Annotated in this window: 22 protein-coding genes; 16 read left to right on the forward strand and 6 right to left on the reverse strand. The window is 41.4% G+C overall.

Going from position 1 to position 21,948, the window contains the following annotated elements; genetic code table 11:
- Positions 1 to 94 precede the first annotated feature (94 nt).
- The 3 genes from ABFX33_RS15620 (at position 95) to ABFX33_RS15630 (ending at position 2,743) form a co-directional block, all read left to right on the forward strand.
- A complete protein-coding gene (locus ABFX33_RS15620; RefSeq protein ID WP_346086789.1) occupies positions 95 to 1,021 on the forward strand; it encodes a helix-turn-helix transcriptional regulator in 927 nt (308 codons plus the stop codon).
- A gap of 52 nt (positions 1,022 to 1,073) precedes the next feature.
- Entirely contained in the window at positions 1,074 to 1,949 is an 876-nt protein-coding gene (locus tag ABFX33_RS15625) for a helix-turn-helix domain-containing protein (protein ID WP_346086790.1), read from the forward strand.
- A gap of 77 nt (positions 1,950 to 2,026) precedes the next feature.
- Positions 2,027 to 2,743: an FAD-binding oxidoreductase gene (locus tag ABFX33_RS15630; RefSeq protein WP_346086791.1), complete on the forward strand. Its 717-nt coding sequence runs from the start codon at positions 2,027 to 2,029 to the stop codon at positions 2,741 to 2,743.
- Between the two features lie 170 nt (positions 2,744 to 2,913).
- Here the strand turns inward: ABFX33_RS15630 and ABFX33_RS15635 are convergent, their stop codons facing one another.
- Positions 2,914 to 3,384, reverse strand: coding sequence for a hypothetical protein (locus ABFX33_RS15635; protein ID WP_120257565.1), 471 nt, complete (start codon positions 3,382 to 3,384; stop codon positions 2,914 to 2,916).
- A 316-nt stretch (positions 3,385 to 3,700) separates the two neighbouring features.
- Between ABFX33_RS15635 and ABFX33_RS15640 the strand changes: the two genes are divergently transcribed.
- Positions 3,701 to 4,381 carry a DUF421 domain-containing protein gene (locus tag ABFX33_RS15640; RefSeq protein ID WP_346086792.1) on the forward strand — a complete coding sequence of 227 codons (681 nt, stop codon included), beginning with the start codon at positions 3,701 to 3,703 and terminating at the stop codon, positions 4,379 to 4,381.
- Between the two features lie 115 nt (positions 4,382 to 4,496).
- Here ABFX33_RS15640 and ABFX33_RS15645 read toward each other — a convergent pair whose 3' ends face one another.
- Positions 4,497 to 4,853, reverse strand: a complete 357-nt coding sequence (locus ABFX33_RS15645; protein ID WP_346086793.1) for a DUF4406 domain-containing protein — start codon at positions 4,851 to 4,853, stop codon at positions 4,497 to 4,499.
- A gap of 59 nt (positions 4,854 to 4,912) precedes the next feature.
- A complete protein-coding gene (locus ABFX33_RS15650; RefSeq protein WP_346086794.1) occupies positions 4,913 to 5,500 on the reverse strand; it encodes a Crp/Fnr family transcriptional regulator in 588 nt (195 codons plus the stop codon).
- Between the two features lie 124 nt (positions 5,501 to 5,624).
- Here ABFX33_RS15650 and ABFX33_RS15655 point away from each other — a divergent pair, with 124 nt between their 5' ends.
- Complete coding sequence (locus ABFX33_RS15655) at positions 5,625 to 8,090, forward strand: ABC transporter permease (RefSeq protein ID WP_346086795.1); 2,466 nt, start codon at positions 5,625 to 5,627, stop codon at positions 8,088 to 8,090.
- Positions 8,091 to 8,173: 83 nt separating this feature from the next.
- Here ABFX33_RS15655 and ABFX33_RS15660 read toward each other — a convergent pair whose 3' ends face one another.
- Positions 8,174 to 9,994 (reverse strand): helix-turn-helix transcriptional regulator, encoded by a 1,821-nt coding sequence (locus tag ABFX33_RS15660; RefSeq protein ID WP_346086796.1) that lies wholly within the window; start codon positions 9,992 to 9,994, stop codon positions 8,174 to 8,176.
- Between the two features lie 244 nt (positions 9,995 to 10,238).
- Here ABFX33_RS15660 and ABFX33_RS15665 point away from each other — a divergent pair, with 244 nt between their 5' ends.
- The 9 genes from ABFX33_RS15665 to ABFX33_RS15705 all read left to right on the forward strand — a co-directional run bounded on the left by ABFX33_RS15665 (position 10,239) and on the right by ABFX33_RS15705 (position 15,821).
- The gene (locus ABFX33_RS15665; protein WP_346086797.1) at positions 10,239 to 10,577 is read left to right on the forward strand and encodes a magnetosome magnetite crystal formation protein family; all 339 of its coding nucleotides are present in this window, start codon (positions 10,239 to 10,241) and stop codon (positions 10,575 to 10,577) included.
- Positions 10,578 to 10,827: 250 nt separating this feature from the next.
- Positions 10,828 to 11,445 carry an SIMPL domain-containing protein gene (locus ABFX33_RS15670; protein ID WP_346086798.1) on the forward strand — a complete coding sequence of 206 codons (618 nt, stop codon included), beginning with the start codon at positions 10,828 to 10,830 and terminating at the stop codon, positions 11,443 to 11,445.
- Between the two features lie 22 nt (positions 11,446 to 11,467).
- Positions 11,468 to 11,872 carry a hypothetical protein gene (locus ABFX33_RS15675; RefSeq protein WP_346086799.1) on the forward strand — a complete coding sequence of 135 codons (405 nt, stop codon included), beginning with the start codon at positions 11,468 to 11,470 and terminating at the stop codon, positions 11,870 to 11,872.
- 7 nt (positions 11,873 to 11,879) lie between these two features.
- The gene (locus ABFX33_RS15680; RefSeq protein ID WP_346086800.1) at positions 11,880 to 12,317 is read left to right on the forward strand and encodes a hypothetical protein; all 438 of its coding nucleotides are present in this window, start codon (positions 11,880 to 11,882) and stop codon (positions 12,315 to 12,317) included.
- A gap of 22 nt (positions 12,318 to 12,339) precedes the next feature.
- Positions 12,340 to 13,422, forward strand: a complete 1,083-nt coding sequence (locus ABFX33_RS15685) for a DUF1266 domain-containing protein (RefSeq protein ID WP_346086801.1) — start codon at positions 12,340 to 12,342, stop codon at positions 13,420 to 13,422.
- Positions 13,423 to 13,446: 24 nt separating this feature from the next.
- On the forward strand, positions 13,447 to 14,055 hold the full coding sequence (locus ABFX33_RS15690; protein ID WP_346086802.1) for a hypothetical protein: 609 nt from the start codon (positions 13,447 to 13,449) through the stop codon (positions 14,053 to 14,055).
- The gene (locus ABFX33_RS15695) at positions 14,052 to 14,882 is read left to right on the forward strand and encodes an FEKKY domain-containing protein (protein WP_346086803.1); all 831 of its coding nucleotides are present in this window, start codon (positions 14,052 to 14,054) and stop codon (positions 14,880 to 14,882) included. The genes ABFX33_RS15690 and ABFX33_RS15695 overlap by 4 nt, the downstream gene beginning before the upstream one ends.
- 125 nt (positions 14,883 to 15,007) lie before the next feature.
- Positions 15,008 to 15,472, forward strand: coding sequence for a DUF4348 domain-containing protein (locus tag ABFX33_RS15700; protein WP_346086804.1), 465 nt, complete (start codon positions 15,008 to 15,010; stop codon positions 15,470 to 15,472).
- Between the two features lie 46 nt (positions 15,473 to 15,518).
- The gene (locus ABFX33_RS15705; protein WP_346086805.1) at positions 15,519 to 15,821 is read left to right on the forward strand and encodes a hypothetical protein; all 303 of its coding nucleotides are present in this window, start codon (positions 15,519 to 15,521) and stop codon (positions 15,819 to 15,821) included.
- A 35-nt stretch (positions 15,822 to 15,856) separates the two neighbouring features.
- Here the strand turns inward: ABFX33_RS15705 and ABFX33_RS15710 are convergent, their stop codons facing one another.
- Entirely contained in the window at positions 15,857 to 16,552 is a 696-nt protein-coding gene (locus ABFX33_RS15710) for a response regulator transcription factor (RefSeq protein ID WP_346086806.1), read from the reverse strand.
- Positions 16,553 to 16,571: 19 nt separating this feature from the next.
- The gene (locus ABFX33_RS15715) at positions 16,572 to 18,221 is read right to left on the reverse strand and encodes a sensor histidine kinase (RefSeq protein WP_346086807.1); all 1,650 of its coding nucleotides are present in this window, start codon (positions 18,219 to 18,221) and stop codon (positions 16,572 to 16,574) included.
- A 186-nt stretch (positions 18,222 to 18,407) separates the two neighbouring features.
- On the opposite strand from ABFX33_RS15715, the gene ABFX33_RS15720 reads away from it, so the two are divergent.
- Together ABFX33_RS15720 and ABFX33_RS15725 are read left to right on the forward strand one after the other, a co-directional pair.
- A complete protein-coding gene (locus ABFX33_RS15720) occupies positions 18,408 to 19,253 on the forward strand; it encodes a GLPGLI family protein (RefSeq protein WP_346086808.1) in 846 nt (281 codons plus the stop codon).
- Between the two features lie 8 nt (positions 19,254 to 19,261).
- Complete coding sequence (locus tag ABFX33_RS15725; protein ID WP_346086809.1) at positions 19,262 to 21,889, forward strand: hypothetical protein; 2,628 nt, start codon at positions 19,262 to 19,264, stop codon at positions 21,887 to 21,889.
- The last annotated feature ends 59 nt before the right edge of the window (positions 21,890 to 21,948 follow it).

Below are 21,948 nucleotides of genomic sequence, written 5' to 3' on the forward strand. Positions count from 1 at the left end.
AGTATTTTTGATAATTATTTGTATTTAATCTAAATAAGGCGACGCAAAAGTAAAAAGTATTATACGCAAGAAAGTAACGTATTCCGAAAACAAGATGACGCAGAAAGAAATTTATCAAGATAGGGGTGATCTGGCCGAGGAGCCAATGGTGATAGATCGACAAGCAAATGGCTTACGGATGATTGCAGCAGAAAACTGTGCCGAGTATGAAGTGAGTTTAAAAACAGAAGTTTATGCCTTAGTTGTCAATCTTGCTGATCAGGTAGCAATCCATTACAATGGTTTAAAGGGGACATTGCGGCGGAACAAAAAGGTATTTATTAAGTTAAACGATGCCACTTTAGCTATTGCTGGCAATGAGAAAAGCACTTATTTTATATTGGCTTTCGACCATGCCTATATCCGTGAAGTTGGTTTGGAAGATAGCTTTTCGCATGAATTGCTATTCAGGGATGAACAAAACTGCTGTTTGATAGACCATATTCCAGCCATTGTTGGCAAATTGATGGATTTAAAGCAAACGAGCCTCAAAAATGTACTTATGCGCGTTTATTTGCGGGCAAAAGTTAGCATGATCCTCTGTCTATTATTAGATTCAGTGCAAAACAACATCAAATCTGCCCGATCAAAAGTGCCGGCTGATCAACAGGAGAAAGTGCTTCTGGTAAAAGAAATGATTGAAAACAACCTGGATCAGAATTACACCATTTCAGCCCTTTCAAAAGAGGTGGGGACGAATGAACAATACCTGAAGCTGAACTTCAAAAAGTATGTTGGCCAAACTATTTTTGGTTATATGACGGCCTGTAAAATGAATAGGGCCAAGATCTTGCTAAAGACCACTGATTTAAAAATCAGCCAGATATCCCAGCAGGTGGGTTACAAACACCCCACTCATTTTGCGGGGGCTTTTAAGCGGTTTTTCGGTTATATCCCCAATATGATCCGTTGTATGGGTTTCTATTTGGCGGATAGTTTAGAACTGTTTATTCTCGGCGAGGAATTATTACTACCATTTTAATCGGAATGCAATTAAAATAGATTGTTTTCCAATCAGCGGCTAATAAAAGCGAATGATAAATTTCCAGCAACAGATGCAGCACAAAAAAGATATTCCAGTAAGGACGCTGCCCAAAGAATTTGGGCATGGCATTGCGCTTGCAAAAGTTTCACCGGAATCTTTTTGGGAAGATGAGGAAGTCATGCAGGCACATCGGCACGATTATCATTTCTTTGTTTTACAGAAAAGTGGCGTTACTGTAATGGAAATAGATTTTCAGCAATACCGCACAGATAAACCGACCATATATTATCAATCGCCGGATCAAGTGCATAGGGCAGTGAAGGTGGAAGATATAGAAATGTTTATGCTGATCATCAGCAACGAAAATATCGCTGCCGAATATCTTACTATTTTGCAGAGCATCTCGCCCCTAAAACCTTTGGCGATTGACTTGGAAGATCTTGAGATTATTGAGAAGACGTATAATTTGTGCATTGAACTCTACGAACGCACGACTGACAAATTGCATTTTTCTTTATTGAGGGACAGCACCAATACCTTGATTGCTTTGCAGCTATCGTTGTATTTGAAATATAGCAACACTGCTGAGTCACAATCGCGGTTCGAACGGATTAATAAAGCCTTTTTCCTCTCGTTGGAACAAAATTTTCAGACCTTAAAACGTCCGGCAGAATATGCTGCTCAATTTAATATTTCGGTTTCCTATCTCAATGAATCGGTGAAAAATGTAACTGGTTTTTCTGTTTCGCATCATATCCAGCAACGTGTGATTTTGGAGGCCAAACGATTACTCTATCATTCTGACAAGTCAGTTAAGGAGATTGCTTTTGAATTGGGTTATGAAGATTACCCCTATTTTTCCCGCTTGTTTACCAAGATATCCGGTATGAGTGCCAAAGTGTTTCGTAGCAAAAACCGCGATTAGTCCAATCAATACAACTCTTTATTATTTTTTATACTGAATCCAGTGGCGTTCTTTGTGTTCAATCAAAACATAAGATTATGCCGAGCGCTCCAAAATGGGTCTTTGATACCCTTAATTTATTCGTTTCTCAGATTCCCGAGGTACAAGTAAGTCAAACTGAATATTTATCAACAACCGTCAAACGAATTAGTTTACAAGGGGATTATGAAAAACTGCAGTTTTCCGTTGGTGCTTTTTTTGATATACGTGTTTCTGATACCGATGCCAGAAGATATACCATTGCCGAAATAAACAGCGAAAAAAATAGCCTGCAATTAATTGCACATATCCATGGAAATGGTTGTGGTAGCGACTTTATGAATCATTTGGAAGTTGGTGATCGTCTGGTACTGAACAAACCGCGAACAGAACAAAAGTACTACGATAAAGCGGCGGAGAAAATCGTATTCTTTGGGGATGAAACTTCACTGGCCTTGGCCTGTTCTTTTTTGCCTGTTATGGAGGAGCAAAAGAAGGAGCATCTGTTCCTTTTTGAATTGGATGCAGAGAACAATGCTATCCCGGAGTTACTCGGTTTGGAAAACAGCATTGTGTTTCCAAAATCAACCCTGTTTTCTGATCCAGATCAGATTAAAGAGTTACCCATTTTCAAAAATGAATATTGGTCCGACGCTTACTTTGTGCTTACAGGGAATGTAAACTCCGTACAAAACTTTCGAAAAGTAATCCGAACGCAAATGCATGCAGCTGTTAAACATCAGGGCTATTGGCTGCAGGGGAAAAAGGGACTTTAAAATTAAAACCGAAACATGCACAGACATATGCTCCTGTATTTATTCTGGGGGAAGCGTATTGAATCTTTTTGAAAGGTAAGTAACCTTATGTGTGTTAAAAACTAAAGGATATAGGATGGTTTTAAGATAAACCACCCTATATCCTTTAGGACTGAACTGATAATTTGGTATTAAAGTGCAGCTTTGATAGCCGCTAAACAATCGGATTGATATTTCATGATATTATCTTTGTCTGCAGCGGATATCTTTCCGTCTGCAAGATCTTTTTCGATTTCATTTTTAATATCCAACAACGATTTCTCTTTATCCACTGCTTTCTCATGCGAGTCCGCATTGATACGATCTACCCATGTTTTACCTAATTTTGTATAAAGCTCTTTGGCTTTATCATTGGATAGTGTTGGAGCGGGTACTGACGCAATTGCTGCATTGGCCGCAGCTTTATCTGAATAAACTACAGCTTCGGCATCTTTCGTCGCGGCATCTTCTGAAGTATTCATCGCTTCTTCATTGGCATCAGCAGCTTTTTCCTCAGCCTGTTCCATACTCTCAGCGGCTTTTTCCTGTGGTGTCTGATTATTACATGAAACTAGGATGGCTGCTGTGGCTAGAGACGCGAAAAATGTTTTGTTTAAAATCATATTATTATTTGTTTAGTGAAACTAATTAAATAACAAATGCTTTTTAGGATTCGTTTGTTTTAATTTACTTTTTAGGCTCTCACATGCTTTTTTTTTCTCTGTCGCTATAAAATGAAATTATTTCAAACAGTTTATAACTGTACATTGTTGAATATATATAGATTGCTTGTCCAATCATGAAGAATTTTAAAAGCTAGGCACCTTTCCAACCTAGCTTTTTTTTGTTTAAAGACTAGCCTATATATTATTTGATTATAATATAAATGATTTAGAAGGCGGATGGAATTTTAAGGAATCGATAGCTTGTTTTTGAATTATGATTAACTTGGAGAAAATTTTTGCCAACGACATAGACACTTCATTTCTCGTTGAAATAGGCCTCCGTTCGACTATTATGTTTTTGCTTATCTTAACGATACTACGCTTGTCTGGAAGAAGAGGAGTACGGCAGCTAACACTTTTTGAGGTCGCAATTATAATAGGTTTGGGATCCGCAGCAGGAGATCCTATGTTCCAGGAGGATATCCCAATTTTTCATGCCGTTGTTGTTTTTATATGCGTAATCGCAATTTATAAAACCATCACTTGGATTACTTCGAAGTCGGAAACAGTGGCTCAGTTACTAGAGGGCAAGGTATTGCTGATTGTTAAAGATGGTGTTTTCGACATCAAACATGAGAATGATAACACTTTTTCACGGATGGAGTTCTTTTCCGAACTACGAAATTTGAATATCGAGCACCTGGGCCAAGTTAGGGAAGGAGTATTGGAGGTTGATGGGACTCTGAGTGTACTTTTTTATTCCGATGAACAAACCAAATATGGGCTACCACTTTTTCCCTCATCCTACAGGTCTGTTGATACTTCGGCGAATGAAGGACCATTTGCATGCATGTATTGCGGAAATGTCTTGTCTCGTGTCAGTACTGATTCTCCACAATGTCCACGATGCAAAAGGACAAATTGGGCTAAGGCGATAAATAGCAAACGAGTTTAGAGAATCTGGTCAGCTAATCGGTGATATATACTACGGCTAACCAAAGTCTTGATAAACTCAAATCAGAGCGGTAAAGATCCAACTCCGATTTAAGTATCAACTGGTTCACCCTACATTAGCATTCCACAGGGATTTCGGCAATATTATAATACACTTTTAATCCTCTTTCTTTTGCCAGCCGCACATCTTCATCCGCACCTTTGGATGCTCCTTCAATACGCAATACAGCATCACATTTTTCGAGCATCCGATGTGCGACAGGATATTGAATTTCTTCCCATTGCTGGTCACCGACCTTGGTTGATCCAGCCAATTTTATCAGTGGAAGGGCCATCCATTCTCCAATAAAGGGAATATGGCCTTTCCGAAAGATATCCAGTGCAAAAGATTCGAGCTTGTCTAGATTCCGCTTCATCAAAATCGGATCATCGTTGGTGCCACCACGATAGGGGCCTGCAATTAAAATAAGCATAGTTTTTACGTTTGTTAGTTGATGCTAAATAACGGCCTTATCAGATACAAAAAAATAAACTAGTTTAAGGTTTCCAACTTTTTTCGTTTAATCATACTTAAAAATTCGGCCGTAATACCCAAATACGAAGCGATCTGCTTTTGCTTTACCTTGTTTGCAACCTCAGGATATTTTTTCACAAATATATCATAGCGTTCTTCCGCTGTCATCGAAAGATTTTGCACCACACGCAATTGTTCCCGGATATAGGCATTTTGCATCAGAATTCTAAAAAAGCGTTCAAATTGCGGTACCGTCTGATACAACTTTTCTAGATCATTTTTCTTCAATTGGTAAACCGTGCTTTCTTCAATAGCCTCTATGGTCAACATGGCAGGAAGTATATTTATAAAGCAATACATATCCGTTACCCACCAGTCTTTTACAGCAAACATAATCGTGGATTCTCTACCCGATACATCCAAATAAAATGCCCGCAACGCACCGCAATCAACAAAATAGATCGAATCGCACAATTGCCCCTGTGTCAAGAGCTTATTTTTTCGGGGTATTTTCTTTTTCTTAAGCAGGGACAAAAACAACGAGCACTCGTTTTCCGTGAGCGTAATATGTCTATTGATATTTTCTAAAAGTGACCGGTCTTCCATAGTGCTCAATCTACAAATTTCTTTGGTTTTTTTACTGGCAGTGTACGTATGTGAACAGTATTTTTTAAAAACTGTCCGCATACGTACATTGCACTTTTTATCCACACCGCTAAAATAGCTAGTGATGGGCCCTAGGAGGCATAAATTAAGATTCCTGAGCTACTGGTATGGTATTTGGCTTGTGATCGCTAAAAATGATCGTATGTTCTCCAATTACCTGAAGATTGCCATCCGGATACTCTGGCACAACAAAGTCTATGTGACGCTTAATATTTTAGGTTTGGGGTTCGCCATTGCCTGCTGCATATTATCCTATCTTAATTACAATTATAGGGCAAACTTTGACAAAAACCAGCGGAGTAAGCAAGCTGTTTTTCGTCTGAACAGCATACGCGTGGTGGATGGAACCAGGCAGCCATGGGCGACTATACCTTCTCCAATTGCGGATGCCCTGGTAAAAGAAAAGACTGGCTTGGGACGCACTGTGCGGTTCAGCAATGCAGCTGTAGTGGTAAAGATTGGGGAGCACACGTTTGATGAGCACATTCATTTTACAGATAGACCGCTTTTTGATTTATTTAATTTTCCGCTGAGAGATGGAAATCTCTCCGGTTTTGACCAACCCAATCAATTGATCATCAGTGAAACCGTCGCTGATAAATACTTTCCAAAACAAAACCCTGTAGAACAGTCTGTGACACTGATTGCAGCAGACGGTACACCGAATATCTATACAATCACGGCCGTCACAAAACAGATTCCGACCAATTCGAGTATTCAATTTGATATGATTACCGCCTATAACAATGGAGCTAAATTCGGTCTTTCAGCCGCGGATGATTGGAGTCGGCCAAATGCCGTCACCACCTTTATCGAATTGACTGATAGGGAAGGGGCGACCTCTGCCATGGCTAACCTGAATCCCTATATAGCACTTAACAATCAGCATCATAAGGATCAGCGCATCGAAGGATTTACCTTTCAACCTTTTGCAGAACTGGCAACCAGTTCGGATATTGATATGCCGGGGTATATCTATGGTAGCCAGCTGAATACAAATCCACGTGGTGTATTGGTTATTGTTCCAGCGATTATGTCCCTGTTGATCCTGTTGATCACCTGTTTCAACTTTACCAATATTTCTATCGCATTTGCCAGTAGTCGACTGAAGGAGATCGGCATACGAAAAGTGATTGGCGGCGTCAGACGGCAGCTTGTCGGGCAATTTCTGACGGAGAACATGATTCTTTGCCTCTTATCTGCCGCTCTGGCCATACTTTTTGTCCAGTTATTATTACCAACAGTCAATCAGCTTACTGGCCTTGATCTTTCTCCTGACTATCGGCGCGATTTTGGTTTCTGGTTATTTCTGCTATTTATCCCAGCAGTCTGTGCAATCCTTTCAGGATTATATCCGGCGTTGTATATCACTTCCTTCCAGCCGATATCGATCCTTAAAGGAAAAACTGCTTTAGGTGCATCAAGCCGTTTTACACGATTTTTGCTTGTCGCGCAGTTTAGTTTGTCCTGTTTTGCACTGGTCGTTGGAATTGTGATGGCCAAAAATGCACGTTTCCAACAAAAGGCTGATTTTGGTTATGCCATAAATGAGGTCGCAGTTGTGACCATCAATACTCCCCAAGAATATACCTTATTCAGCACAGCAGTGCGCCAGAATCCAATGATCAAAAACCTGGCAGGGACCACCGAACAGATTGGTGAAAGTTCCTACACGCAAACTGCCGTAGCCGGAAAAGATCAAATACAAACACAGGTCGCACGTATTGGAGGTGAAGATTATTTAAACAGTATGGGCATTCGACTACTGCAAGGCCGTCATTTTTTCAGCACAGGAAAGGATTCGGAAGAGTCAATTATTGTCAATGAAACTTTTCTGCAGCGGCTGCAGCTGAAACAGGCTATCGGACAACAGGTAACCTTGGACAGTGTGCGTTATACCATTGTCGGGGTGGTGAATGATTACAAAGAATATGGCCTACACGGACTTGTACCACCTTGTGTATTACATCTGGCAAAACCAGATGAATATAAATCGTTGGTTATTCGCGCTGACAAAGAAAAACTTGGAGCAGTGAATAAATATTTGCAGTCAACCTGGAATCGGTTAATGCCAAATATGCCGTACCGCGCATACCTACAGTCGGATGTGATTGAAAAAGAGATCCGAGTGACCGAAGCTTTTCGATCCATCGCATTTTTTCTCGCTGTGGTAACCTTGCTTTTATCGGCATCGGGATTATTTGCGCAGATTTCATTAAATATTGATAAGAGAAACCGGGAAATCGGTGTTCGTAAAGTACTGGGTGCTTCGATAGTTCAGATCATTCAATTGATCAGTAAAGAGTTTGTCCGTATTCTCCTGATTGCATTTGCTGTTGGATCAGTTTTGGGATATCTATTTACAAGTAAGTTTATTTTTCAGGTGATCTATCATTATCACTCCCCAGTAGGACTTGAACCTTATGTTGGCACATTGGTTATTGTGGCATTAAGCTGCTGTTTAATCATCGGGGCAAGGGTCTATCGTGCAGCACGAACAAATCCTGTTGAGCGATTACGTGCGGAGTAAGTCGCAGCTGTAGCTCCGCTAGAAAGTGAATCGAATGTTCACTGGTTGGCTGATTAAATTCAACGAATAGTATGCTTTTGTTTTCAGCTCAGCCGTTGTATGGCAAGGTCCAGGCTATCCTCTTTTTCAAGTTTCAACTTCTGTTTGATCCGGTAACGTGCCATCAGAATGCTTTTGGGATCTACAGCAAGCCGATTGGCAATTTCTTTGTTGGAAAGCCCCATCAAGATATAGGAACAATGCTTTAGATCCAGACGCGTGAGTTTGTTATCAGCCAGCTGTTGAAGCCGATTAAAAAACTCGGGGTGTATATCGGCTAGACTGCTCTTGATATGCTCCACATCTTCATCCATCCGCAGGTCTTCCTTTAGGATGCGCTCCATCTGATTTTTGAGCATATCATATTCGGGATGGTCAGCCAATTTATCGCGCATCGTCTGGAGAAGCTCATTTTTTTGCTCTACTTGCAAATTGCCGGCCAGCAGCTCTTTTTGGAGCCTGTCTTGCCTTTCCTGCAACAGTTCCTGTTCTGCTTTAAGCCGCGCAGCTTCTTCTGCCTGCAATTTTTCCTGTTGAATGGATGATTTCAGCCGAAAGTGGTAGGAACGGAAAAGAAAAGTAAGCGCAAGTGCACCAGCGATAATCAGGCCGATGTAAATAACATTGAGCTTTTTGTTAAAGGCGGCTCGCTCTTGCAGCCGCTCCAGTTCTTTATCCTTCTTCTCGGCCTCGTATTGGACTTCCAGCCTTTGTGCAATGGCCATTTTTCCAGCGTCATAGACCTGGCTCTCATACTGCATATACCGCTTGAAGTAAGCCAATGCTTTAACAGGATCGCCCGCTTTTTCGGCGACAGAGGCCAGTCCTTTGAGCATAGAAGCTTTGACCTGTAGGCTGCTGCCAACATGGCTTTCTACTTCGCTGAGCCCCAACAGAAAGAGTTTTTCGGCGGCCTTGTAGTCGCCATCGGCAATAGCATACTCGCTCAATATTCCATAACTATTGGCAATGATCTCCTCGTGACCGGACTTTCGGCCGATGATCAGGGCTTGGTTGATGTATTTATCAACACTGTCTTTATACTGCTTCGGAAAGAACTCCCAATAAATATTGGCTAGATTTAGCGCAGCAGCTCCACTGTTGATATGGTTGATAATCCTGTCGGATTGCGCTTTGGACAGTTGTAGCAGTTGTCGGTTATAGAAAATCGAAGAATCCAGTAATTGCTTTTTCGAGCGATCCAGTCTAAAATCCTTCAGGAAAGAGGAACCTACAGCCAGGTAAGCATTACAGATCATATCTGGGTCACCCGAACTGTACGCCGATTGAAGGCTTAATTTGGTGTATGTCTTTAACTTTGTATTGTCTTTGAGGTCTCCGTAAATACTTGCTAAGTAATGGTATACCAAGCTCCGATAGGCATCCGCAGGTTGTCCTTCTAAGGTTTTAAGTGCCTTAAACAAACTGGCGCTGGACCTGTCCGGTTGATTAACAATATATTCCAGCCAGCCCTTTCTTAACCATACATAGCCATTGACAACCTTATCTGTAGATGTCGCACTATAGATCAATGCACTATCGATATTCCGTTGGGCGAGTACCAGACTGTCCCGTTGCACATTCAGGTAGGTTAATGTGGCCAGTGCGAAGGCAGCGTATTGGCCATCGGAAAGTCCGTGGCTTAAGCGCAAAGCTTCATTTGCCGAAGCTAAAGCAGCAGGCAGATCCGTTTCATACAGGACCCGGCCAAGCTGTGCGAGTGTCATTGCCCTCTTTTCAGTGGCCAGATCCGGCTGGCGGAGAACTGTTCGCAGCGAATCCGCAATGCGCGATTGCGCACCGGCAGGCTTTAACACGCTGGAAAATATAAGTAAGATCAGACTGAGGCTTATAGAGATCTTCATAACAGTTCGTGGTATGGAATAGTAATTTTCAAAATTCTTTGTTCATAAAAATACAACATAATCCATAATATGCAGCTGATCCCCATTGTCTACCGGGTTGAAAAATAGATGAGACAGCGCTGTAGACGTTTTATAGAGCTATTCTTTTTCACTTGTAGATACTTTGTAGAGGCCTTATTCTTGGACAATGTAGACATTCGATAGCACCTTTGTATAAAAAGAACTTCATTTTAAATTTTATCTTATGGACAACAAAACCACCGCAATCGTATCCTATATCACCATCGTTGGCTGGCTGATCGCTTATTTCTCTTATAAAAACCGGACCGAAAAATATGCCTATGTAAGCTATCATCTGGAACAAAGCCTGGGTGTATTTATTTTTAGTATCATTATTTCGGTCATCACCGGAATCCTGATCACCATAATACCGACCTTGTCTGGTATCTTTTCTTTACTCACGCTTGCTCCCCTGATCCTTTTGGTCTTGGGTATTATCAATGCATCGAATGAAGTCATGAAACCGGTACCGCTGATCGGAAGTTTTTTTGAGCGAAAATTCAGTTTTCTACAAAAGTTTTAATAAAAAATGTCATGAAACCATCATGATTTATTCAGATCGAGTGAAACGAGTTTATGAATACAATTAAAAAACAAATTGTGAATGAATAATCACACAGGAGAATGAATAATCAAGCAAAGCGAGCTCATGAATGCCGCTTAAAACATACACTCAATGAATAAATCTGATAGCTTCATCACAACTAAAACCGCCGAAGGCAGCATGAATGCCTTAAAGGGAAAATTAACGAATGAATAAACAATTTATACAGATGAAAAATATCCTTGTATTCCTGTTTTCCATTGTAAGCGTTTACAGCGTTTATGGACAAAGTACAGAAAAGCCTTTTATAGAAGTAAGAGGTATGGCAAAAATCGAAAGAACCGTCAAGTCGTATACCCTGGATATCGTCATTACCGAAGAGCTTGCCTATCTCGAAGAAAAGAAGCCCATTGAAGAAGTAAAAAAAGCATTTTTCGAAAAGGTTAAAGCAGCGGGCCTTGATGTCAGCCGGTTTAAAGAAGATAAACTGGCCTTTGCACTAACGCAGTACAGTGCCATAGGTAGCCAGTACAGTTTTGAAACATCGGACCCTGCTGATATCATCAAGCTGAGTAACCTGATGGTGGATAAAAACGGTACACAATCAATTACTGCTCGAAAGGTAAATTATCTACCCGTAAAAGATTTTTCAAAGGTGATCGCAGCAGCTTTTGCTGACGGAAAGGCGCGTGCCGAAAAGGTGGCTGCCGCTATAGGTAAAAAGCTTGGCGCATTGCAAACTGTTGCCGATTATTCCACCACCAATGATGAGGTGGAGGACACAGCCTATTACCAGCCAAAGGACGATAGGTACTATTACCTCTCTTTAAAATATCATGTGGAGTAAATAGAAAATAAATTATAGACCGATGAAAAAGACAATTTTTAATCTTTTCGTTTTGATCCTCACCTTCAGTATGGCGGGCTGTAAAAAAGATCAAATATCCGATAAACCTATATCGGAAAGGATATTGGGAAAATGGACCTTTGTCTCGCAGGCTACAGAAACGCTTGAACCTCCAAATCCCCCCAAGGTAAAAACAAAGCCAGGAGAAACGGGAGACTATATTGATTTTCGTCAGGATGGCATCATATATTATGTCATCAATAGTTCCGATGAAAGACAGGATGACTATAAACTGAATGGTGCTGAAATCGATATTGACGGCGGCACCTATACGATCATAGAACTGACCGAGACGAGTTTCATTATGCGCAGTATTGAACAAGAAGACGATATAACATATACAACCACAATTACGTTAAGAAAATAGCAAGTCGATGAAAACCAATAAATTTTTAACAGCTACATTCCTCATAATTGCGGTCCTGACCCTAAGTTCCGCCTGTAAAAAAGACAATCCAGATCAGGAGGGAGGCAGTGAGGAAGATAAAATCGTACAGGTCATGCGGCAGAAAATTCTGGGACGTTGGAACCTAGTGGAATTTATAGAGGAAACAAAAACAGGGAATGAACCACCTGAAGTCATTAACAATGATCCTAAAAACGTTTACTTCGATTTTTCCGCCAATGGTCGGGTAAAAACAAACGCCGAGGGTGAAGATGAGTTGCCTTATGAAGTGAAAGCAAATAATAAACTCCTGTTGTGGGAGAATGAACAAACGATTGTTGAACTAACGGCTAACAAGCTGACTTTTAGAAATACCGCAAGTTCGGAAGGCACCACTTACACGCAAACTTATTTTTTAACGCGGTAGGAAAACGTTTTAAATAACAGATATGCAAGAATTTATCCAGAATCAACCGGGCGAAAAGGACGCCCGTCCCAAGTATAATCCGCAGGATGGTAATGCCGCTGTTTCAGGATGGGCAGCTTTTGTACTCGCTGCTGTGGTGGTCGTGATTACCTATGCCGTGCTGGACAGGCTGCGGGAAATAAATAAAGTACAATCCTGGATGTACTATACCAGCATTGTGCTTGCATTAGCCTTGGGGGCTTTACTCGGCAATTTTTTAGTTCGGAAAATGACCCGTAAACGAATCAAGGAGCAAAAGCGGTATTACCAACTGTATGGTGCCGACTGGCTCCCGCAGGAGAAACGGGAAGCTTTGCAATTGGATGCGCCCGATGGTTATCAGCATGGTGAGTGGATCGAAACCCTGGAGTACTGGCCTTGTGAAGCCAGGGGGGCGGCAGTGAAGGGTTTCAGGACTTTTATAGTGACCAGCAAAGAGGAGCGTCTCACGGGCAATGACCAAAGCTGGGGGGTGCTGTCGGCGCAGTCCTATCACGAAACCATTGACCGGCTTTTTAACGGCATGCACAGCCAGCTTTTCGCCGCCGATAGGGCATTGATGCCAGCGGAGGCTAGACAAAATATGCAACGCAGGATAGCGGCCCTCACACAATTGCCCGGGGCCTATGTCGAGCGCTGTTGGGAACGAAAGGATAACAGGCCTCCTCAATTGCTCTGGGGATTTGACCTAAACCGGGTCATTGAATTATCCCGGACCTCATTTATGGCTGGATTGATCAGCGAAGAAACGGCCTGGAACAATATATTAAAAACATCAGCTTATGCCCATGCGCTATTTGACAGCCTAGACGATTTCTATACGAATTTCAGGCTAGGCCATGCCTATTGGTGCAACGATTTTAGACTGACCAATGAAAAGCTGAAAGCGCATAAATCTTACAACGAAAACTGTGACTGGCCAATAAAGAAAATTAGCTGGCGTAAAAATGAGGATCCTCTGCCCGAAGTTATCCAAAATGCCTGTGAAGAATTCGTCGCCTTTGAAACACGAAAAAATCAGCACAAGGAGATCAAGGGCTTTCAGCAGGATAATAATGAGATTTAGAAGGTATTGATAGTTGATCCAAACATGAGAGAAAAAACTGACAATAGTCATTGGGAATTGTTGCCCACTTTGGGATTAGGAAAAGTGACGTTTCGGATGAACAGGCTACAGGTTGCTGCCTTTGATGAGGTTCTAGGTAAAGTTACATCTGAACATAACCCCGCAGACATGAAAGATCATGTCTTGGATACCTACAACTTACTAAAAGACTTTATCACCGAAGCCGAGCTGAAAACCGTCATGGAGGCACTAGAAGCAACAAATGCAAATGATCAGCGGGGTGTTGTCCTGATGCAACATCGCATGACAACCGGATTGACATTGGAATATGAGGATGAACAATTGACCGAAATCTTTGCCGATAATAGGGCAGGGCAGCTTCATTTTAAACAGATGCCGATCTTTTCCAGCAGTCCGCTAAATTTGGTCAAGAAAATGGCGGAAGACCTAAACGAAAACCCTGTAGTTCAGGATGATGAACTTGTATTTCCTAAAAATAATATCTACCTTTTTTCGTTTTTGAGAAAAGATCTGACCGAAGGGAATCCTCAGAACAGAACCATGATGTGGCGCATAAAACCACGGATTTTAGGAACAGATTTATCGAACTATACAGCTTTGGAAATCATATGAAAATAGGATACTACTTCTGCCTGTTGTTTTTTCTTTTCTTCTCCTGCGATGGAACACAAACCGCCCGAAATAATACCGCGGAAGGAAGAAAAGGCGCAGACAGCAGCTTAAAATGGATAGATTATCGGCAGGGTGAGCTGCCTCCGGAGGGATATTACTGCGCATTGGACAGCACCATCAAAAAATGGGATATCCGCTATGAACGCATCGAAGGTGGTTGCGAAATTATACCTGGCGAGAAGCAACGGTACGAGCAGCATAATGAAAAATATTTTGAGCAGTTGAAAAAACAGTTTGGTATGGGCTGGCGGCAACGTTTTGATCAAGAAGTAAGAATATTGGACAGCATATTAAACAATTCCACACAAATAGGGCTTGACCACAGCAGCAGGATCAGCAAAGAGGTAAAGCGGATCGATGCACTGAAGCTCAAAACAAAGTCTTATCCGTATAGCAACAAATGTGGGGTCATGAAGGCTTCTATTGTTATTTACAGCGAAAATAATACCGTGAAAAAAGTGACTGATAGTGGTGTGGGGGATGATGATCAGGCAGCAAGTTCCTGGACATATGCCTACTATTTTGAAAACGGCCTATTGATTTTTTCATCCGAAATACGGCGTTACCACAATAATGAAACGAATAAAGAGGATCAGGAGGAAATCCAGCAATACTATGTGGATAACCATTTAGTGATGCAAATAGAAAATGGGGTAATGGCTTACCCTAAGCATGTCTCTATTGATAGCAATGATACCAGATATCAATTAAAAGAGCTCCGCCAGGCCTCGGATATTGAAAGGATATATAAATGTCCAGATCTGTAGTGCAAATAAAAGTTCTAGAATTATTGTAACACGTACATTTTTTATGTTGTTGATGCATACAAGTTGAATTCTGATTTATATGGCAAGTTTTTTGTACAATGCTTTATACCCATAAAAAACATATTATGAGATATTTATTAAACAGCATTCTTCTGGTCGTTACAACAGTAACATTTGATAATATCAATGCAAATGCAGCACCATTATACAAGCTACCAGAACAGGTTATGGTTACCTTATCTAAAAATAGTATCAACGATGAATTCGCCAACTTTATAGAAAAATTTAGTACCGACACCGCCTTTCAAATAAATAGTGTGAAATTTCCGCTAAAAGTAACATGGTATGATCAAGATCAGGAAAAAGATAAGGTTACTTATAAAACAAGAACTGATTATAAACTACTTGACCTCCGTAATAGCACTTCCAAAAGCCAGACCGATCAAATGGAAAGGAAGACGACCGTCGATAATAATAAGTCTGCAAAAATCACAATGCGTGGAATAGATAATGGCATACTGGTCGAATATCATTTCGAAAAAACAAAAGGGAAATGGTTCCTTATTTTGATAAAAGATAACTCTATGTAATAAAATTTTCCATTAAGGATAGTATAGAACCTGTGATCAAAAAAGGATGCCAACAATACTAAAAATTATCTCCCATGAACTTGTAAACAAGGACTATCTGCGACTCAACGTGGTCTCTGGCATTCAGTCTTGTGGATCTATAGATATCATGTACGGAAAAATCAATTTCAATATTGGCGGGAAATATTTCTTTAAGGGGATGGAATTTATTAAGAATGTCGAGCTGGAGTATAAAGGAGAACAATTAGTTTTTTTATTCAGGAATGGAAGGAATCTAGCGATCAACTGTACGAAGGAAGAGTTTTCAACGATCAGTAAGCATAAAGACCTAGGAAACAAGTGTTTTTAATTACAATAATTGTTACTTTAAGCTCAACAGACAAGTCAACCAACAACCAGTTTAAACCCCTTTCCGCGGATATTGACAATCTTAATCGTGGGATCTCCTTCCAAAAATTTGCGCAGTTTACTGATAAAAACATCCATGCTCCGGCTATTGAAATAACTATCATCACCCCAGACATAGTCCAGCGCCACCTTACGGTCGAGTACAGCATCCCGATGATCAACCAGTAGTTTCAGTAATTGAGCTTCTTTATAAGATAGTATCTGCTGTTTATTGCCTATACTAAGCTGTAGATTCTTGAAGCTAAAATGAAATTTGCCAATAACATATTCTTCCGTCAGGCTGCTAGGAGATTGTTTCAAGGAAGAGCGCCTATTGAGCAACGCATGCATTCGAATAATCAATTCTTCCATGCTGAATGGTTTTTTAATATAATCGTTGGCCCCGACCTCAAAGCCGGTGGCCAGATCCTGAATCGTCGACTTTGCCGTCAGAAATATAATCGGAACTTCGCTCGCTAGTCCACGTACTTCCTGCGCCAAGGTAAACCCATCCTTGTAGGGCATCATCACATCAAATATACAGATGTCGGGCCGTGCAACACAGAATGAGGAAAATGCTTTGAGACCATCCACAGCCCAAACGACTTCAAAGTCTCGGAGTTCTAAGGCTTCCTTGATCAGCTTGCCCATCATAGGTTCATCTTCGGCCAATAATACTTTTATTTTATTCATAAGGGTGATAACAAACGAATTAAGATTTAACTGGAATATAAAGGACAAATGTTGTTCCCTTGTCTAATTGACTCTCCACCTGAATGGTGCCACCATGGAGCTCCACAATTTTTTTTACGTAGGATAAGCCTAAGCCAAAGCCTTTGGTTGCATGCACGTTGCCCATGGGTACCCGAAAGAATTGATCGAATACACGGTCCAAGTAATCCCTTGGAATTCCTATACCATTGTCAGCAAAGGATAGCCGAAAGTGCTGCTTCTCTAGACTAACACCAATCTGAATAGCAAGCACTTGCCGACTATATTTCAAGCTATTATCGAGTAGATTATAAAGAATATTTTCCAAATGTGTCTTGTCCACTTCAACAGTTGGAAAATCGTCTGCGATTGCTATGGATAACGTTCCTTTCGCCTCATCAAGTTTGGATCTTGTCTGACGTTGAAAATCAAGCAGGATCTGGCTGAGATCGGTGGACTCTTTTTCTAACATATATGGATTATCTTGCGCCAACCGAAGCACGGTTTCAATCATACTTGACACACGCTTGAGTTCAGCACCGCAGATATTGAGGTATTCATCTAGCTTTTCGGGGTTGTCCTTTATCCCAAACTTACTCATCAACTCCACCGCCAGACTTGCTGTGGCGATCGGTGTTTTGAACTCGTGGGTCATATTGGAGATAAAATCATTCTTAATCTCGGTCATTTGCTTCTCGCGATTGAAGGAATTGATGAGGGCAAGCGCTGTATAAAATAGCATCCCCAAAATAAGGATAGAAACGAAGAGAAGCCATTTCATGCCATCTAAGCTCGTGAATAAATCAGGTTTTACACTAATCACGGCGCTGTAGCTAGGACTGATGGTACTTCTCACCAAGAGGTAGTGAGCGACGGAATCCAAGGGTTGCTTGGCACTATCTGCAAGGGCAGCAAAGGACACTTTAAATTGATTTTTCAGTTGCAGTTCATCAAAATTGGTGTCTATCAATGAATCCAGCAACCGGCCAATAGCAAGCGTATCCAAATCTTTTTGTGTGGATTCGGTATCGTTTGCATATACCTTAACAGCAGAACCACTGGACTGTGGCGTGACGGTAGACTTTGATGGCTGTCCAGGCTTTTTTGCGAATGCGGTATCTATCTCTTTGTTACCCTGTGAAGAAAGTTGAACGAAGGTATCCTGAACCCTATGCGTGGTGACTTTTACATGCTTCGGCACTTTGCTCATATGATTTGCCCGTAAAATCGAATCTACTAGCTTTTTTTCGACATCCTTACTACTTTCTGCGATATCCATCCGAAATTCGTGGGTCGTCTTTTTTGAGACGTTTGTACAGGTATCACAGCTTTTCTTCGTCGTTGAATCTTTTGTAATCTGCCGATGAATCTGCACACCCTTTAGTTCATTATTGGAAACTTGGTCAAGTATACCACCCATTGCACGCAGAATGGAGGATTGTTCTTTGGAAAGGGAGGTGTCAATACCGAAATACGTTTTGAGGCGCACGACATCTATGGCATCTTTGATCGCACCTTGAATCATGATCTTTTCCTTTTGCTGGTTGATACGAAAGGCATTGGACAACCAAAACACCTGCATGACAATAACAGCTATCGTGCTAGCGATCAGTAAGGCAATGATAACGCGTGTTTTCCTGTGTGTACTCATAATAAAATTCTCAGCTACAATGCTAGCTAAAATCCACGAAAAAGAGGGATTTGCTAACAGTTCATAACATTACTTAACAGTAGTTAACAATTCCGTTTCCGGTTAACAGTATTTAACAAAGCAATAGAAATGAGAGCCGCACTTCCATTCTACTTTTGATCCACTGACAATATAAAAGTAATAAAAATGAACACAACAAAGTTTTCGCTGACCGTTATTATCGGTCTTTTTCTCCTCGTCCAAGGGCTATTTGCTCAAGACAATCAAGTGAATATGTTTATTAAGTATGATTTTGAACATATCGCTGATAGTACAAAAAAGGAAGACCCTATTACACGTTCCATGTACCTGTATATCGGTAATGGAAGCTCTTTCTATTCCATGGCACCTATGGAAAAGAATCAGGAGCAAGGGGCACTTCATATCAGTATGGATGCTGTTGATCAGTCCGATGGACTGGTCAATCTGTATACACCTTTCGGAACTGGGGAAAGCCCCTCTCTAGTGACGATGCTCGGCCAATTGTATAAGGTGCACCCTAACAAAAACTATAAAATAGATTGGGCCATCAGCGAAGAAAAGCGGGATATCGGCGGCTATGCATGCATCAAGGCGACAGGACAATTTGGTGGTCGCACCTATGAGGCCTGGTTTACCGAAGAAATCCCATTTCCGGTGGGCCCCTGGAAGCTGAATGGCTTGCCCGGTGCCATCCTTGAAGCCAAAGATTTGACCAATGAGGTTCGCTTTCGTTATGCGGGATTGGATAAGGTCACCGACAAGATGCCCTTGATGGAGATCGACAAACTACCCGAACTTCCCTATGAAAAATACCGCAAGGCGATGGAAAATAGTAAAGCGGACAAGCTGGGAGCGATGATGGCGCAATTACCCGCCGGTGCTAGCGTAAAGTTCAAAACACAGGACGGACGCGAAATCTCGCAGGAACAAGCTGAGGCCCTGATGAAAGAAAACGGAAAAAATAAACAAAAATTTCAGTTGAACAATCCGGTTGAACGCACGATCAAATAACGATTCTGATGAAAGAAATCTTTTGCAGCCTATGCTTGACTATGGTCTCCACACTTACTTTTTCCCAGGAGAAAATTGAGGGTACCATCAGTAGCAACAAACAGGCCATAGCCTATGCGACCATCGTTATCGGCTATGCCAACAGTAGCCTCCATACCGTCAGAAGCAATAGTGCGGGGCAGTATGCATTTAATCTGACAAAAGAAGAGATGTCTAAAGCCCAATGGATCGAGGTCAGCCATATTTCGTATGAGAAAATCCGTAAGGACTATAAAGACCAAAGCAAAAAAATGGACTTTGAACTGGTCAAAAAGTCTATTCAACTGGCAGATGTAACCGTCAAGAGCAAACCGCTGGCGGTACGTCGCGCCGGTGATACCACACGCTATGCGGTCAACAACTTTGTTTCTGCAGAAGACAGGAACATCGGCGATGTACTGCGCCGCATGCCCGGTATAGAGGTTGACGACAACGGCGTCATCAAGCACAATGGCAAAACCGTCAGCCGGATGTATGTCGATGGGGACAATATCTTTCAAAATGGCTATGGCGTTGGAACAAGAACAATACAACCCAAAGCGGTCAAAGATGTTGAGCTTGTCCAAAATCATGAACATAAAAAAGTCAAACAGGGGGTAAGCAACTCTGAAGATGTCGCCTTGAATCTTGTTCTTAACGAAGATGCGAAAATGATCTGGTCAGGTGAAGCTACTGTTGGTATTGCTGCACCAATCGATGGTTTTATCAATGGGAATACCATGAGCTTCAAAAAGAAGTATAAAACCCTGAATACACTGCAATACAATTCTATTGGTGAGCGCATTAACAACGATGTGGAATCCATCAACTCATTCAACCTGACCGAACCGATCGCAGCGGCAACGCCCTCAGTGCCGACAAACAAATATTACAACAATCGATCTGTCGCCTTTAATACCAATCAATTTTATAAGTGGTCCGAGGCATGGAGTTCTAGCGTGAATGGCAATCTGTGGGCCGACAGAGAGCGGCTCAGCAGCGATGGCACGCAAAAATATCTATTGGCCGATGGCAGTCAGGTCACTTACAATAATTATTATAATACGACAAAAAAACCATTTTATGGGCGTGGTAGCTTCACCTTGGAAGGCAATGATAATCGGTATTATTTAAAAAATACAATCGATTTTAAAGCCGAAAACCAAAACCACCACACCTGGCTACTGGATGATGGTGCACGCTATGACCAATGGGGGCGGGATCAGCTGAATTTTATATCCGAATCCATGGAGTATACGCCCAAATTAAAAAATAAGGATCTGATCACCTTTAATCTGGATCTGGATCGAAAATGGCATAAGGACCGCCTGGAGGTATTGCCTGGCGTGATGGCGAATTATTTAAATCAAAATCAGCCCTATGATGCTGTTCGACAAACGGTTTCTTTACCCCAGACCAATGGTAATATACAAGTGGCCTATACACGTAATAATACACGCTTAAAACGTACTTACTTTGCCCGTTTAAATTACCTCGATAAAGAACTCAACTCGGCATTAAACTTGGTCAAAGATGGGGCTGTATTTGATAACGAAAGGTTTCCCGACAACAATCTGCGCTGGAAACAGCAGCAAATGTCTGCTGGTGTAAAACTGGACTGGAAAAATAAAGACTTTATCCTTTCCGGCGCCTTTCCTTTGACCTGGAACGCATGGGATATTGCGGATCGTCAAGCGGGGTCAACCACAGAGACGAAGAAACTACTGTTTACACCGACTGTATCTATGCAAGCCTACCTACCTAATAGAGATTATTTCTTATTGTCCCTACGTTTCAATCAAGAAAATTCAGATCTAGATCAGCTCTATCCGAACCCAATTTTGAGTAATTTCAGGGAAATAAAAAGTTTCGCTGCACCACTGTATTTTACAGCAAGCCAAGCATATACATTGCGTTATGCTATCGAACGACCAATCAGCTTATTTTACCTGAATGTAACAGCGTCACATCTGCGGACACAAAATGATTATCTAGTCGGTCAGGATGTGACACAGCAGGGGATTATCAGTAAGTTGATGCCCTATGACAATCGGACGAGCAGTAATGCCCTGACACTGGGTATGTCGAAATCCTTATTGAAAGAGGGAATTTATTTGGGTGTCAATGCAAGCGCCAATCAAAATAAATACAATCAATTTTTGAATGGTCAATTTGCTGCAGCCACTGGAACGACAATAACAGTCAGCCCAAGGCTAGAATATAAGGGCATCTCCCATACGACATTATCCTATCAGTATACCTATAGCAATTTTCTAAATCGACTAAAAAGTGAGGCGGAGCGGAGTTCCAACCGATATACATCAAATACCCATAGTTTGGGGGTTCTTTATGTCGTTGGCGCTTACCTCTTTGTAAAGGGAACCTGGAGTTATGGTAGTTATCAAAGCAGTGGACTTGATCCAATCGCCAATGGCTTTCTAGACGCATCCGTCCGCTATAAACCACTTAAAAGTAAACATAGTCTGGAACTCAATATCAATAATATCGGCAACAAAAAAATATATACCAGTTACAGTTTGACTGCGAACCTGGAAAACCGCCAAACCATTCCGTTACGTGGATTCCAGTCGGTATTAAAATATAGTTTCCTCTTCTAAATACGGACAGGGTAGCGTTTCACTTTACATTGGTTAAATGCACAGTAATACAAAAAAGG

Origin of the sequence: Sphingobacterium ginsenosidimutans, assembly GCF_039536865.1 — a bacterium.
In the GTDB taxonomy this organism is placed as follows: Bacteria; Bacteroidota; Bacteroidia; order Sphingobacteriales; family Sphingobacteriaceae; genus Sphingobacterium; species Sphingobacterium detergens.

Excerpts from the sequence above, each read along its gene's own strand:
- ABFX33_RS15670 (WP_346086798.1), top strand. The coding sequence starts at position 10,828 with ATGAAAAATATCCTTGTATTCCTGTTTTCCATTGTAAGCGTTTACAGC.
- ABFX33_RS15720 (WP_346086808.1), top strand. The coding sequence starts at position 18,408 with ATGAACACAACAAAGTTTTCGCTGACCGTTATTATCGGTCTTTTTCTC.
- ABFX33_RS15645 (WP_346086793.1), bottom strand. The coding sequence starts at position 4,853 with ATGCTTATTTTAATTGCAGGCCCCTATCGTGGTGGCACCAACGATGAT.
- ABFX33_RS15625 (WP_346086790.1), top strand. The coding sequence starts at position 1,074 with ATGATAAATTTCCAGCAACAGATGCAGCACAAAAAAGATATTCCAGTA.
- ABFX33_RS15710 (WP_346086806.1), bottom strand. The coding sequence starts at position 16,552 with ATGAATAAAATAAAAGTATTATTGGCCGAAGATGAACCTATGATGGGC.
- ABFX33_RS15685 (WP_346086801.1), top strand. The coding sequence starts at position 12,340 with ATGCAAGAATTTATCCAGAATCAACCGGGCGAAAAGGACGCCCGTCCC.
- ABFX33_RS15690 (WP_346086802.1), top strand. The coding sequence starts at position 13,447 with ATGAGAGAAAAAACTGACAATAGTCATTGGGAATTGTTGCCCACTTTG.
- ABFX33_RS15680 (WP_346086800.1), top strand. The coding sequence starts at position 11,880 with ATGAAAACCAATAAATTTTTAACAGCTACATTCCTCATAATTGCGGTC.
- ABFX33_RS15700 (WP_346086804.1), top strand. The coding sequence starts at position 15,008 with ATGAGATATTTATTAAACAGCATTCTTCTGGTCGTTACAACAGTAACA.
- ABFX33_RS15675 (WP_346086799.1), top strand. The coding sequence starts at position 11,468 with ATGAAAAAGACAATTTTTAATCTTTTCGTTTTGATCCTCACCTTCAGT.
- ABFX33_RS15635 (WP_120257565.1), bottom strand. The coding sequence starts at position 3,384 with ATGATTTTAAACAAAACATTTTTCGCGTCTCTAGCCACAGCAGCCATC.
- ABFX33_RS15660 (WP_346086796.1), bottom strand. The coding sequence starts at position 9,994 with ATGAAGATCTCTATAAGCCTCAGTCTGATCTTACTTATATTTTCCAGC.
- ABFX33_RS15655 (WP_346086795.1), top strand. The coding sequence starts at position 5,625 with ATGGGCCCTAGGAGGCATAAATTAAGATTCCTGAGCTACTGGTATGGT.
- ABFX33_RS15705 (WP_346086805.1), top strand. The coding sequence starts at position 15,519 with ATGCCAACAATACTAAAAATTATCTCCCATGAACTTGTAAACAAGGAC.
- ABFX33_RS15695 (WP_346086803.1), top strand. The coding sequence starts at position 14,052 with ATGAAAATAGGATACTACTTCTGCCTGTTGTTTTTTCTTTTCTTCTCC.
- ABFX33_RS15665 (WP_346086797.1), top strand. The coding sequence starts at position 10,239 with ATGGACAACAAAACCACCGCAATCGTATCCTATATCACCATCGTTGGC.
- ABFX33_RS15725 (WP_346086809.1), top strand. The coding sequence starts at position 19,262 with ATGAAAGAAATCTTTTGCAGCCTATGCTTGACTATGGTCTCCACACTT.
- ABFX33_RS15715 (WP_346086807.1), bottom strand. The coding sequence starts at position 18,221 with ATGAGTACACACAGGAAAACACGCGTTATCATTGCCTTACTGATCGCT.
- ABFX33_RS15650 (WP_346086794.1), bottom strand. The coding sequence starts at position 5,500 with ATGGAAGACCGGTCACTTTTAGAAAATATCAATAGACATATTACGCTC.
- ABFX33_RS15630 (WP_346086791.1), top strand. The coding sequence starts at position 2,027 with ATGCCGAGCGCTCCAAAATGGGTCTTTGATACCCTTAATTTATTCGTT.
- ABFX33_RS15620 (WP_346086789.1), top strand. The coding sequence starts at position 95 with ATGACGCAGAAAGAAATTTATCAAGATAGGGGTGATCTGGCCGAGGAG.
- ABFX33_RS15640 (WP_346086792.1), top strand. The coding sequence starts at position 3,701 with ATGATTAACTTGGAGAAAATTTTTGCCAACGACATAGACACTTCATTT.